Source organism: Streptomyces sp. NPDC058678 (genome assembly GCF_042714835.1).
In the GTDB taxonomy this organism is placed as follows: Bacteria; Actinomycetota; Actinomycetes; order Streptomycetales; family Streptomycetaceae; genus Streptomyces.
The window spans coordinates 14,758-27,837 of the sequence record NZ_JBHXSG010000091.1 but is presented as its reverse complement, the minus strand read 5'-3'; the positions used below and the strand labels follow the sequence as shown (position 1 = coordinate 27,837).

Here is a 13,080-nt window from a genome sequence, read left to right as displayed (position 1 = left end):
GGCACGAAGAAGGGCGCCCGGCGTACGCAGGGCGCCCTTCTTCGTGCCTCGCGCGGCCTCCGCGGAAGCCCACTTGAGCCCCGGCCTGTCCGTCACCCCAGGTAGGCGGGGGCGACGGCGGAGGTCATCAGCCGGCGGGCCGCGCCGGAGCCGTCGGCGGGGACGGTCCACAGGTCCGAGCCGTAGTCGCCGGGCAGGGCATAGACCAGCGTGGAGTTGTCGGCCCACAGTGCCTGGTCGTCGATGTTGCGCTGCTCGGCCGTCGGGGTCTCCTTCATGGTGCGGAGGTCCAGGACGTACAGGCGCCAGGGGGCGTCCGCGGAGGCTCCCTCGACGCGCTTCTTGTAGGCGATCCGCGTGCCGTCGGGCGAGAGTGAGGGGCATTCGACGTTGCGGTGCAGGGTGGTGAGGGTGCGTGCCGTCACGTCGCCGCGGACGAGGTAGGTGTGGCCGCCCGTTGCCAGGGTGGCGTAGAAGCGGGTGTCGTCGGCGAAGGTGACACCCCAGATGTTGGTGTCCGCGGCGCGGTAAGGACGGCCGTCTTTGGTGATGCGGAAGGTCTCCAGGTTGTCGTCGATCGCCCAGGTGCGGGTGTCGACGATGGCGGTGCGGGTGGAGAAGTCGGTACCGGCGTACGAGTCCCCGCTGACGAAGACCGTCCAGGCGACCAGATGGCCGGAGGGCGAGACCCGGGCCCGGGTGGGGATGCCCGCTGCCGGGAAGTGGTGCAGTTCGCGCAGGTGCGAGTCGAGTATCACCGCTCGGTAGGTGTCTTCCAGTGCGCCGTGCACGGCCTGCAGACAGACGGCGGTTCCGGCGGCCGCGTGGAAGCGCAGGCACTTGACGCCCGACGCGGTGCGCGGTCCCCGCGGATCGTCGGCGGGGACGGCGGCGATCTCGTCGCGGTGCGGGCCCCAGGCCAGGTTGCGTACCAGTAGTCGGCGGCCGGTTGTCGGCCGGAGCGAGACGGTACCGGCCCGCACGGTCGGACCGTCCGCCTGCTGCCGGTCACGCAGGCCCGACTGGTGGGCGGCGTGCAGCACCGCCCCGGTACCGACCGCCCCGAGCAGCAGGACAGCGACCAGCAGGATCGTCAGACGGGCGGTTCTGGTCACGCGGACACCTCATCGGCGGTACGGAGAAGGAACGAGGCCACGACGGCGCTGAGGGCCAGGGCGGCGGCGGTGACCGCGAGGGCGGTCCGCCCGCCCCACAGGCTCCAGGCCGCGCCGAAGGCGAGCGAGCAGCCGAACCGGGCCAGCGCCTGGCCGGTGCCGACCAGTGCCTGCCCGGCGCCCTGATGCCGTGCCGGGACGGCTCCCGCCGTGGCGGCCGCGAGTACGCCGTCGGTCGCCGCGTAGAAGCTGCCGTGCAGGACGAGGACGGCGATCACGGCCGGGACGCCGTGCCAGGGAGAGAGCACCAGGCAGTAGCCGAGCAGCAGGACGCCGTGGCCGGCCAGGAAGAGCCGACGACGGTCGACGCGGTCGGCGAGCGCGCCGATCGGGACGGCCAGCAGCAGGAAGACGGCGGCCGTGCCCAGCGGCAGCAGCGGGAACAGATGGGCGGGCAGGTTCCCTTCGCGCTGGAGCAGGAGGTAGAGGAAGGAGTCGCTGACGGTCGTGAGACCGAGGAGGGTCGCGCACAGGGTGAGGCGGCGCAGGTCGGGCCGGCGCAGCAGGGCGAGCGAGTCGCGCAGCGCCGGGGGCCGCTCGGGAACGCGTACGGCGTCGGCGGGGGTGATGCGGCGGGGCACGAAGAGCAGCAGGACCAGGACGCCGAGCGCGGCCACGCAGCCGCTGACCGCGAAGACCGCGTCGTAGCCGTCGACGGTGACCCGCAGTACGGCGAACGCGACGAGCGGGCCGAGCAGCGCGCCGGTGGTGTCCATGGCGCGGTGCACCCCGAACGCCCGTCCCCGGTGCTCCGGTTCGGTGGACAGCGAGATCATCGCGTCCCGGGGAGCGGTACGCAGCCCCTTGCCGGTGCGGTCGACCGCGAGGACCGCGCTGATCACGGGGAGGGTGTGGGCGAACAGCAGCAGCGGCTTGCACACCGCCGACAGGCCGTAGCCGAGGCCCGCCACCACCTTGTGCCGACGGCCTCCCCGGTCGGCGAGGTGACCGCCGGCCAGCCGGACCAGGGCCCCGACGCCGTTGTTGATGCCGTCGAGGAGACCGAAACCGAGCGGCGACAGGCCAAGGGCCGTGACCACGTAGAGCGGCAGGACGGCCGTGATCATCTCCGAGGAGACGTCCGTGATGAGGCTGACCGCGCCGAGGGCCAGCACTGTGCCGGGCACGGCGGCCGGCCGCCGCCCCGGACGGGAGTCCGGGACGGCGGCGGCCTTCGTACCGCGGGAGTCCGCGAGATACACCGGCGTCAGTTCCAGATGCCGGTGATGTCGGACGCCGAGGCGGCGTTGCCCGCGTGCGCCGTCAGACCGGCCAGGTCCTCCACGGTGCGCAGCACGTTGTAGTGGTTGTAGGTGGTGGAGCTGGAGCTCCCGGCAGCGACGTGCTGCCCGTAGAAGAGGGTGGGGATGCGGTTGCCGGAGAGCTTGTTGTCCTCGTCGAAGGTGACGGCGAGGACGCTGTTGTGGGTCTTGGCCCAGGTGGCGTAGGCGCCCAGCTTGTTCTTGATCCAGGTGTCGCCCGTGGAGACCGAGCAGTCGTGCATGTCACTGCACAGGTTCGGGGTGACGAAGGAGACCTTCGGCAGGGTCGTGTAGTCGGTCGGGAACTGCGCGAAGGTCTTCGCGGTGCTCGTGGGCACGTTGGAGAAGCCGAACCACGGGTTGTGCTTCTGCGCGTAGTCGCCGCTGCTGCACGTCGTCGAACCCTGGCTGGGCAGCGACTCGTTGTAGCTCGCCCAGCTCTTCCCGGCGGCGATCAGCTCGGAGGCGAGGTTGGGCGCGGAGATGGACCCGACTCCTACGCAACTGTCGTCGGTGCGGCCCTGGTTGGAGCCCGAGAACAGCATGTAGTAGTTCGGCTCACTGGGGTGGGTGAGGCCGTAGGACTGGGTGAGGGCTGCGCCGCCCGCCTTGATGGTGTTGTTGAGGTACGGGGCGCTGGAGCTGCCGATCACCTGGGAGTAGGCGTGGTTCTCCATCACCACGACCACCACGTGGTCGGGGGTCGGGAGAGCGGCGGCCTGAGCGGTGGAGCCGGTGACGGCCCACAGGCCGATCGACGCGGCGGTGATGGCCACGGCTCCGGCGAGTGAGGCGAGGGGACGTCTGTTGGGCTTGGCGGCCTTGACGGCGGTCATACCTGTCCTCCGGACAGCAGTGACGGACGTACGGGGGGTGGCAGCGCCGTAACCCTAGGTGCGTGACCGGGCACCCGGCCGTGGGTCGTTGGGGAAGATCAGACGAACGATGGGCCCCGCGGGGCAAAGCCCGCCCCAAGCGCACATCAACCCGGTAAAGCCCACGTCAAGCGGGCACCGTCGCGTCGTCGGCGCGCCGGCAGCCCCAGCACGCCGGTACGCCGGCCCATGTCTGCGGTCGAGTCGGACTCCACGGGGACTTCGACGCAGACAGCTCGACCGCATGGGCGGCTCCGTGACGGATACGGCGACGGATTTGCTTCCATCCCTTCATCCGTAACGTCGGGGATGCAGATTACTTGGCCAACGGAAACTCGGTGATCGTTTTCGGTATCTCCACAAAGCCGATGCTCGGCGCGCAGGAAACGCATGTAACTTATCTGCGACCGGGATTGATCGATGAGTTTCCGACGCGTCGAATAAACCCAGTTCAATTACTCCAGCATTGGTAAAAGGGGAAAATCTCATGCGCAAGAAGCTCGCGCTCTTCGCCGCGGGTGTCGCGGTGGCCGTCGGTGCCGGCCTCGCGACCGCTGGTTCCGCCCAAGCCGCGACCTACTACAGCACCAAGGCCGAGTGTGATGCGGCGCTGAGCCAGCGGGCTGACGCGGGGTGGTCGGAGTGCCAGCAGAGCTGGGGAGATGCCCCCGCGGGCTGGTTCATCAACGACGCTTCCGCCCAAGGATGATCGTGGCGTAGAGCTCGTAGCGAATTCCAACGCGTACAGGAAAAGGGCGCCCGGTGGTCATCGGGCGCCCTCATCGTCGTACCGCTCGAAAGCGGCGTACCGCTGTGGCGACTACAGCTTCTCGATCACGTAGTCGACGCACTTGGTGAGCGCCTCGACGTCGGCCGGGTCGACCGCCGGGAACATGGCGACGCGGAGCTGGTTGCGGCCGAGCTTGCGGTAGGGCTCGGTGTCGACGACACCGTTGGCCCGCAGGACCTTGGCGACGGCCGCGGCGTCGATCTCGTCCGAGAAGTCGATCGTGCCGATGACCTGCGAGCGCTTGGCCGGGTCGGTGACGAACGGGGTCGCGTACTTGGACTCGTCCGCCCAGCCGTACAGGCGGGTCGAGGAGTCCTTCGTGCGGGCCGTGGACCAGGCGAGGCCGCCCTGGCCGTTGAACCACTCCAGCTGCTCGTTGAGGAGGAAGAGGGTGGCCAGCGCCGGGGTGTTGTACGTCTGGTTCTTGCGCGAGTTGTCGATCGCCGTCGGCAGGCTGAAGAACTCCGGCACGTGGCGGCCGGACGCGTGGATGCGCTCGGCGCGCTCGATCGCGGCCGGCGAGAAGATCGCGATCCACAGGCCGCCGTCGGAGGCGAAGGACTTCTGCGGGGCGAAGTAGTAGACGTCGGTCTCGGCGATGTCGACCGGGAGGCCGCCGGCGCCGGAGGTGGCGTCCACGAGGACGAGGGAGCCCGCGTCGGCGCCCTGCACCCGCTTGACGGGCGCGGCGACACCGGTGGACGTCTCGTTGTGGGTGAAGGCGTACACGTCGACGCCCGCCTCCGCCTGCGGCTCCGGGTGGGTGCCCGGGTCGGAGGAGATGACGGTCGGCTCGGCGAGCCACGGAGCGAGCTTGGCCGCCTTGGCGAACTTGGAGCTGAACTCGCCGAAGGTGAGGTGCTGCGACTTGTTGTCGATGAGGCCGTGGGTCGCGACGTCCCAGAAGGCGGTGGAGCCGCCGTTGCCGAGGACGACCTCGTAGCCCTCGGGGAGCTGGAACAGCTCGGAGATGCCCTCGCGGACCTTGCCGACGAGGTTCTTGACCGGGGCCTGGCGGTGTGAGGTGCCCATGAGGGACGTACCGGTGGAGGCGAGTGCGTCCAGCGCCTCCGTCCGCACCTTGGAGGGTCCCGCGCCGAAACGTCCGTCCGCGGGCTTGATGTCAGAAGGAATCTGGATCTCAGCCACGGAAGGGAGCGTAGCCGCTGGGGGAAACCTGGTCGAAACGTAGTCCGTCGGGTGAGACGCCTCGGTGTCGACGGGCTGGTTTGCTGGAGGCATGACGGATCTTGAGGCCGCGCTGCGCAAGGCCGTCCGGGGCGAGGTCGGATTCGACGTCACCTCCCGGGCGTTGGTCACCATGGACGCGTCCAACTACCGGCGCGTCCCGCTCGGTGTGGTGGCCCCACGGGACGCCGACGACGTGGCGGCGGTGCTCGCCGTGTGCCGGGAACGCGGCGTGCCGGTCGTGGCCCGCGGCGGCGGGACGTCGATCGCCGGTCAGGCGACGGGCACGGGCGTCGTTCTGGACTTCACCCGGCACATGAACCGGCTGCTGTCCCTCGACCCGGAGGCGGGCACCGCGGTCGTGCAGCCGGGGCTGGTCCTGGACCGCCTCCAGGAGGCCGCCGCCCCGCACGGCCTGCGCTTCGGCCCGGACCCCTCCACCCACAGCCGCTGCACGCTCGGCGGGATGATCGGCAACAACTCCTGCGGTTCGCACTCGGTGGCCTGGGGCACGACCGCGGACAGCGTGCGGGAGCTGTCCGTGCTCACCGCGCGCGGTGAGCGGCTGCGGCCCGGGCAGGGCTGGGCGGGCGCCCCGACGGGCCTGCGGGAGCTGGTGGAGGGGGAACTGTCGATCCTCCGCACCGGCTTCCCCGAGCTGCCCCGCCGTATCTCCGGCTACGCCCTGGACGCGCTGCTGCCCGAGAACGGCGTCGACGTCGCCCGTTCCCTCTGCGGCTCGGAGGGCACGCTGGGCGTCCTGACGGAGGCGGTCGTACGGCTGGTTCGGGCGCCACGCGCGCGTGCCCTGGCCGTGCTGGCGTACGCCGACGAGAGCGCGGCGGCCCAGGCTGCGGCCGGCCTGCTGCCGTACCGGCCGCTCACCGTGGAGGGCATGGCGGCCGACCTGGTCCGCTCCGCGGCCGACCTGCCCCGGGGCGGGGCCTGGCTGTTCGTGGAGACCGGCGGCGAGACGCCGGCGCAGGCACGCGCGCGTGCGGAAGAGATTGTGCGCGCCGCGGATGTCGTCGACGCGCTCGTGGTGACGGACCCCGCCGGACAACGGGCGCTGTGGCGCATCCGCGAGGACGCGAGCGGCACGGCGACGCGGATGCCGGACGGCTCCGAGGCCTGGCCCGGCTGGGAGGACTGCGCCGTGCCCCCGGCCCGGCTGGGCGCCTACCTGCGCGACTTCCGGGGCCTGCTGACAGCGCACGGGCTGCGCGGCACGCCGTACGGCCACTTCGGGGACGGCTGCATCCACGTCCGCATCGACTTCGACCTCCTGACGGAGCCGGGCATCGCCCGCTTCCGGCACTTCTCGGAGGAGATGGCCGAGCTGGTCGTTGCCCATGGCGGTTCGCTGTCCGGGGAGCACGGGGACGGGCAGGCGAGGGCCGAGCTGCTGCCCCGTATGTACGGCGAGGAACTGGTGGGCCTGTTCGAGCGGGCGAAGGCGCTGTGGGACCCGGACGACCTGCTCAACCCCGGCATGCTGGTGCGCCCCGCCCCCCTCGACACGAACCTCCGCTTCTCCGTCCTCCCGCGCGGGCCGGTGGACGTGGCCTTCGGCTACCCGGCGGACGGCGGCGACTTCTCGGCGGCCGTGCGCCGGTGTGTCGGGGTCGCGAAATGCCGTACGACGTCGGCGTCCGGGACTGCTGTCATGTGCCCGTCCTTCCGGGCCACCGGCGAGGAGGAACACTCCACGCGCGGGCGTGCCCGGCTGCTGCACGAGATGCTCGCGGGCGAGCTGGTCACCGACGGCTGGCGGTCGGAGGAGGTCAAGGACGCCCTCGACCTGTGCCTGTCCTGCAAGGGCTGCCGGTCCGACTGCCCGGTCGGGGTCGACATGGCCACGTACAAGGCGGAGTTCCTCCACCACCACTACGCGGGGCGGCGGCGCCCGCTAGCCCACTACAGCATGGGGTGGCTGCCCGTGTGGCTGCGCTGGGTGTCCCGGATGCGGGCCGGGGCGGTGGTCAACGGGCTCGCCTCGGTACGGCCGTTCGCGTGGGCGGCGAAGCGCCTGAGCGGGATCGCCGGAGAGCGGCGGATCCCTCGGGTGGCGGGGGAGACGTTCAGCAGGTGGTGGCGGCGTCGCCGGCCGTCCGCCTCCGGCCGGGGCGAGCTGGTCGTGCTGTGGCCCGACACCTTCACCGAACACCTCTCGCCGTCCGTGGGCCGGGCGGCCGTCCGCGTGCTGGAGGCGGCGGGACTGCGGGTGGCCCTGCCGCCGACGCTGCGGCTGCGGAGGGGCGGGCGGGTGGGAGACGGCAGGTCGACCGTCCTGAACCCCGTGTCGGTGGTCCGGGGGCGTGCCCGGGTCTGCTGCGGGCTGACGTACGTCTCCACGGGCCAACTGGACCGAGCCCGTACGGTGCTGCGCCGCACCCTCGACCTCATGGCCCCGGTGCTGGAGACGGACACCCCGGTCGTCGTCCTGGAACCCAGCTGCGCCGCCGCCCTCCGCACGGACCTCCCGGAACTCCTCCACGACGATCCCCGGGCCGCCCGCCTGGCGTCCCGGATCCTGACTTTCGCCGAGACCCTGGAACGCCTCGCCCCCGACTGGACCCCACCCCGCCTGGACCGTCCGGCAACCGGCCAGACCCACTGCCACCAGCACGCGGTACTCGGCGACGCCCCCGACCGCCGCCTGCGCCGGGCCGCCGGCCTCACCGGCGAGCTGGCCGGCGGCTGCTGCGGCCTCGCGGGCAACTTCGGCTTCGAGAAGGGCCACTACGAGGTGTCGGCCGCGTGCGCGGAGGAGCGGTTGCTGCCGGCGGCACGAGCGGCGGAGGGCGAAGGCGCGGTGGTGCTGGCGGACGGGTTCTCGTGCCGTACCCAGCTGGAGCAGTTGGCGGGGGTGCGGGGGCGGCATCTGGCGGAGGTGCTGGCAGAGGGACTGGAAGGGCTGGAGAGTTCGGAAGGACCGGAAGGGCTGAAAGGGCTGGAGAGTTCGGAAGGACTGGGGGGATCCGAGGGGCAGGAGGCCGGAAGGGTTGGAGGGACCGGAGGGGCGAGGCGGGGAAAGGGAATGACCGGTCCGGGGGCTTGCTGACATGATCACGGCGTGACCAGTGAGTCTGTGCGGCCCGGCCCCAGGAAGTACGTCCTCTTCGATGTCGACGGCACGTTGATCGACGCCGTGGACAACCAGCGCCGGGTCTGGGGAACGTGGGCGGGCCGGTACGGCCTGGACGCGGACGAGGTGTACCGGGTGGCGTTGCGGACCCGGCCGATGGAGACCTTCGCGACGGTGGCTCCGGACCAGGATCCGGGCGAGTGCCTGACCGCACTGCACCGACTGGAGGACGAGGACGTCCGCTCCGGCGTCTACACGGCCTTCGACGGCGCGTCGCAGCTGCTGGGCGCCCTGCCGCCGGGCGCGTGGGCGCTGGTGACCTCGAACTACGAGCGCCGGGTGCGCGGGCGGTTCGCCCGGACGGGGCTGCCGGTACCGCACCTCGTCGTGGACGCCGCCGCGGTCGAGGAGGGCAAGCCGTCGCCCGCGCCCTACCTGCTGGCCGCCCAGCACCTCGGTGCCCGCCCCGAGGACTGCCTGGTGATCGAGGACGCCCCGTCCGGAGTCGAGTCGGGGCTGCGGGCCGGCATGACGGTGTGGGGAGTCAACACCGCGGGCGGCGAGACCGGCGCGCACCGCCACTTCGGGAGCCTGCGGGAAGCGGTCCCGGACATTCTCGCGTTCGCCCGGGCGGCGGGGCCGGCCGCGGGGCGATGACCGACGGCGACTCGAGCCTCACGGACATGGGCTGCAGCGGTTCATAGGCTGGCGGGCCCTGCCACCGTCAAGGAGTCCCGCGCATGCCCCTCAGCGTCCAGCCCCTCTCCCACGACGACCATCTCGCCTTCGTCGCGGCCCGCCCCTCCGCCAGCCACATGCAGGTCCCCTCCTGGGGCGAGGTGAAGCCGGACTGGCGGGCGGAGAGTCTGGGGTGGTTCGACGAGGAGGGGCGGCTGGTGGGGGCGGGGCTCGTACTGTTCCGGCCGGTGCCGAAGCTGCGGAGGTACCTCGCGTATCTGCCCGAGGGACCGCTGATCGACTGGTACGCGAGCGACCTCGACCGCTGGCTGGACCCGATGCTCGCCCACCTAAGGCGACAGGGCGCCTTCTCGGTGAAGATGGGCCCGCCCGTCGTCGTCCGCCGATGGAGCGCCGACGTGGTGAAGGCGGCGATCGCCGACCCGGCGGCGCGACGGCTGGGAGACGTGGAGGCGACGTCGTACGAACCGCGTGCCGTCGATGTGGCGGGCCGGCTGCTGCGGGCCGGCTGGCGGCGGACCGAATCCGGGGGCGAGGGCGGCTTCGCGGCCGGGCAGCCCCGGTACGTCTTCCAGGTGCCGTTCGCCGGACGGTCGTTGGAGGACATCCAGGGCGGCCTCAACCAGCAGTGGCGGCGCAACATCAAGAAGGCGGAGAAGGCCGGCGTGAAGGTCGTCCGCGGCGGCTACGAGGACCTGCCCGCCTTCTACGGGCTGTACGTCGAGACCGCCGAGCGCGACCGTTTCCTTCCGCGCCCGCTGTCCTACTTCCAGCGCATGTGGACCGCGCTCACCGCCGAGCACCCCGACCGCATGCGGCTCTACCTCGCCCACCACGACGGCGAGGTCCTCGCCGCGGCCACCATGCTCACCGTCGGCGACCACGTCTGGTACTCGTACGGCGCCTCCACCAGCCGTAAGCGCGAGGTCCAGCCCAACAACGCCATGCAGTGGCGCATGATGGCCGACGCCCACGAACTCGGCGCCGCCGTCTACGACTTCCGGGGCATCACCGACACGCTGGAGGAGTCCAACCACCTCCTGGGTCTCCTGCGCTTCAAGGCCGGCGCGGGCGGTGAGGCGGTCGAGTACCTGGGGGAGTGGGACTTCCCGATCAACCGGCTGCTGCACAAGGCGCTGGGTCTGTACATGTCCCGCCGGTAGCCAGTGGGGCCGCTCGGGCGGCACGCCCGGCCGGTGACAGTCGCATACGGTTCGCACACCTGGCCGGTGACAGTCGCATACGGTTCACACACCTGGCCGGTGACAGTCGCATACGGGTTCACACACCTGGCACAGTCCATTACTCTGGACTCCAGCGTGCAGTGAGATGTACGAAGCTCGATCCGCCCCGGAAGGCACCGTGAGTACCCCCAGCGCAGCCGCCACCCCCTCCAGCACTCCGACGCCGGTCGGCCCCGCGCCCACTGCGGACGGCACCCCGCATCGCTGGGGCTCCCTCGGACCGGTGGGGCTGCTGCTCGCCGGAGGCGTCTCGGTGCAGTTCGGCGGCGCCCTCGCCGTGACGCTGATGCCGAGGGCCGGCGCGCTCGGTGTGGTCGCTCTGCGTCTGCTGGCGGCGGCAGTCGTGCTGCTGCTGATCTGCCGGCCCCGGCTGCGCGGCCACTCGCGCGCCGACTGGGGCACCGTCGTCGCCTTCGGCCTCACCATGGCCGCGATGAACGGCCTCTTCTACCAGGCCGTTCACCGCATCCCGCTGGGCGCGGCGGTCACCCTCGAGGTGCTCGGCCCTCTCGCCCTCTCGGTCCTGTCCTCCCGCCGCGCGCTCAACTTCGTCTGGGCGGGTCTCGCCCTCGCCGGCGTCTTCCTCCTCGGCGGCGGGGGCTTCAGCGACCTCGACCCCGCAGGCGTGGCCTTCGCCCTGGGTGCGGGCGCCATGTGGGCGGCGTACATCGTCTTCAGCGCGCGTACGGGCCGCCGCTTCCCGAAGGCGGACGGGCTCGCGTTGGCGATGGCGGTGGCCGCCCTGCTGTTCCTCCCGCTGGGCATCGCCGAGGCGGGCACCAAACTGCTCGACCCGACGACGATCGCCCTCGGCTCGGCGGTCGCCCTCCTCTCCTCCGTCCTGCCCTACACCCTCGAACTCCTCGCCCTCCGCCGCCTGCCCGCCTCCACCTTCGCCATCCTCATGAGTCTGGAACCGGCCATCGCCGCCGCCGCCGGTTTCCTTCTGCTCGACCAGGCTCTGACCACCACGGAGGCCGCCGCGATCGCCCTGGTCGTCGCGGCGAGCATGGGGGCGGTGCGGACGCAGGTGGGGCGGGGGAAGGCGACCGTGCCGGAGGTCTGACGGGAGTCAGCCGCCGGGCTTCTCCCAGACGGAGACGTGCTGCCGGCTTTCGCCCGTGAACGGTTGCCGCGTCCATCCGTCCCACCGCTCGCGCAGCCGCATCCCGGCCAGCCGGGCCATCAGGTCGAGCTCCGCGGGCCAGACGTACCGGAACGGGATGGACCAGAAGGACCCGCGGCCGTCCTCGACCTCGACGTGATGCGAGCTCATCGACTGGGTGGCGACGTCGTAGGTGTCGAAGCCCAGCCGCGTCGAGCCCACATGGAACGGCACGGCGTTCTGCCCCGGCGGAAGCCGGCGCAGGTCGGGGACCATGACCTCGACGACGAAGCACCCGCCGGGCTCGAGATGGGCAGCGGCGTTGCGGAAGCAGTCCACCTGGGCGTCCTGCGTCGTCAGATTCATGATCGTGTTGAAGACCAGACAGGCGACGGAGAAGCCGCCCGCCACCCGCGTCGTCGCGAAGTCCCCGATCGTCACACCGATCGCCTCGCCGCCGGGCTTGGCACGCAGCCGGTCCGTCATCGCACGGGACAGATCGATGCCATGGACCTCGACACCGCGCCGCGACAGCGGCAACGCGATACGTCCGGTGCCGATGCCCAGTTCGAGGGCCCGGCCGGTACCGGCCAGCTCCGCCAGGACATCGACGGCCGGTTCCACGACGTCGGACGCGAACATCTGCGCCGACGACTCGTCGTACCTCTGCGCGACGGACTCTCCGAAGTAACCGTCCTCATCGAACATCGGCCGACCGTACTGCGGGAGCAGCGGGCCGCGCGCGCGAATTTCCGCCCCGATTCCCGCCCGCATCAATTCATGCAAGCATGCTTGCTTGTTTCCTGGGCCGCTGCCATGCTCGCCCCATGGCCGACCCGACGCCCGTGCTCGACGACCTGCGTGCCGAAAGCGACCAACTCGACCAGCTGCTGGCCGAGTTGGAACCACAACAGTGGAACCTCCCCACCCCCGCCCCCCGCTGGACCATCGCCCACCAGGTCGCGCACCTCGCCTGGACCGACCGGGCCGCCCTGCTGGCGGTCACCGACCGGGACGGGTTCCGCAAGCTGGCCGAGCAGGCCCTGGCCGCCCCCGACTCCTTCGTCGACGAGGGCGCGGAAGAGGGCGCCGGACTTCCGCCCGCCGAACTGCTGCCGCGGTGGCGGCAGGGGCGGACCGCCCTCGACGACGCACTGCGCGCCGCCCCGCCCGGCGCCCGTTTCCCCTGGTACGGCCCGCCCATGTCGGCCGCCTCCATGGCCACCGCGCGGCTCATGGAGACGTGGGCCCACGGACAGGACGTGGCGGACACCCTGGGTGTGGCGCGGCCGCCCACCGACCGGCTCAGGCATGTGGCCCACATCGGCGTGCGGGCACGGGACTACGCCTTCGGAGTGCGCGGACTGAACCCGCCGGCACAGGAGTTCCGCATCGAACTCGTCGGTCCCGGCGGGGACTTGTGGGTGTACGGCCCGGAGACGGCACCCCAGCGCGTCACCGGGCCCGCCCTCGACTTCTGCCTCCTCGTCACCCGGCGCGCCCACCGCGCCGACCTCGCGGTCGAGGCCGACGGTCCCGATGCCGACCGGTGGCTCGACATCGCCCAGGCCTTCGCGGGGCCGCCGGGCGAGGCACGCCCGCCGAAGGGCGCCGCACAGTGACCCTTCGTATCGGCAACGCCTCCGGCTTCTAC

At 71.7% G+C, this 13,080-nt stretch carries 11 protein-coding genes; 6 read left to right on the top strand and 5 right to left on the bottom strand.

From position 1 onward, the window contains the following. Positions 1-92: 92 nt before the first annotated feature. The 3 genes from ACFWWR_RS43705 to ACFWWR_RS43695 are packed head-to-tail and all read right to left on the bottom strand — an operon-like array spanning position 93 to position 3,273. A complete protein-coding gene (locus ACFWWR_RS43705; protein WP_384309779.1) occupies positions 93-1,115 on the bottom strand; it encodes a TolB family protein in 1,023 nt (340 codons plus the stop codon). Further along, a complete protein-coding gene (locus tag ACFWWR_RS43700; protein WP_383863665.1) occupies positions 1,112-2,377 on the bottom strand; it encodes an MFS transporter in 1,266 nt (421 codons plus the stop codon). Before ACFWWR_RS43700 ends, ACFWWR_RS43705 begins: the two co-directional genes overlap by 4 nt. Positions 2,378-2,382: 5 nt before the next feature. After that, the gene (locus ACFWWR_RS43695) at positions 2,383-3,273 is read right to left on the bottom strand and encodes an alkaline phosphatase family protein (RefSeq protein ID WP_383863668.1); all 891 of its coding nucleotides are present in this window, start codon (positions 3,271-3,273) and stop codon (positions 2,383-2,385) included. A gap of 526 nt (positions 3,274-3,799) precedes the next feature. Here ACFWWR_RS43695 and ACFWWR_RS43690 point away from each other — a divergent pair. After that, on the top strand, positions 3,800-4,021 hold the full coding sequence (locus ACFWWR_RS43690) for a hypothetical protein (protein WP_383863671.1): 222 nt from the start codon (positions 3,800-3,802) through the stop codon (positions 4,019-4,021). Between the two features lie 111 nt (positions 4,022-4,132). On the opposite strand, the gene serC is transcribed toward ACFWWR_RS43690, so the two are convergent. Next, entirely contained in the window at positions 4,133-5,251 is a 1,119-nt protein-coding gene (gene serC / locus ACFWWR_RS43685; RefSeq protein WP_384309777.1) for a phosphoserine transaminase, read from the bottom strand. 91 nt (positions 5,252-5,342) lie between these two features. On the opposite strand from serC, the gene ACFWWR_RS43680 reads away from it, so the two are divergent. The 4 genes from ACFWWR_RS43680 to ACFWWR_RS43665 all read left to right on the top strand — a co-directional run bounded on the left by ACFWWR_RS43680 (position 5,343) and on the right by ACFWWR_RS43665 (position 11,387). Beyond that, positions 5,343-8,354: an FAD-binding and (Fe-S)-binding domain-containing protein gene (locus tag ACFWWR_RS43680; protein WP_384309774.1), complete on the top strand. Its 3,012-nt coding sequence runs from the start codon at positions 5,343-5,345 to the stop codon at positions 8,352-8,354. Between the two features lie 12 nt (positions 8,355-8,366). After that, the gene (locus ACFWWR_RS43675; RefSeq protein WP_383863680.1) at positions 8,367-9,035 is read left to right on the top strand and encodes an HAD-IA family hydrolase; all 669 of its coding nucleotides are present in this window, start codon (positions 8,367-8,369) and stop codon (positions 9,033-9,035) included. Positions 9,036-9,118: 83 nt separating this feature from the next. Further along, entirely contained in the window at positions 9,119-10,240 is a 1,122-nt protein-coding gene (locus ACFWWR_RS43670; RefSeq protein ID WP_383863683.1) for a lipid II:glycine glycyltransferase FemX, read from the top strand. 166 nt (positions 10,241-10,406) lie between these two features. Then, positions 10,407-11,387, top strand: a complete 981-nt coding sequence (locus tag ACFWWR_RS43665; RefSeq protein WP_384309771.1) for a DMT family transporter — start codon at positions 10,407-10,409, stop codon at positions 11,385-11,387. A gap of 6 nt (positions 11,388-11,393) precedes the next feature. Here ACFWWR_RS43665 and ACFWWR_RS43660 read toward each other — a convergent pair whose 3' ends face one another. Continuing rightward, a complete protein-coding gene (locus ACFWWR_RS43660; RefSeq protein ID WP_383863689.1) occupies positions 11,394-12,134 on the bottom strand; it encodes a class I SAM-dependent DNA methyltransferase in 741 nt (246 codons plus the stop codon). A 119-nt stretch (positions 12,135-12,253) separates the two neighbouring features. On the opposite strand from ACFWWR_RS43660, the gene ACFWWR_RS43655 reads away from it, so the two are divergent. Beyond that, on the top strand, positions 12,254-13,048 hold the full coding sequence (locus ACFWWR_RS43655; RefSeq protein WP_383863691.1) for a TIGR03084 family metal-binding protein: 795 nt from the start codon (positions 12,254-12,256) through the stop codon (positions 13,046-13,048). Positions 13,049-13,080 lie beyond the last annotated feature (32 nt).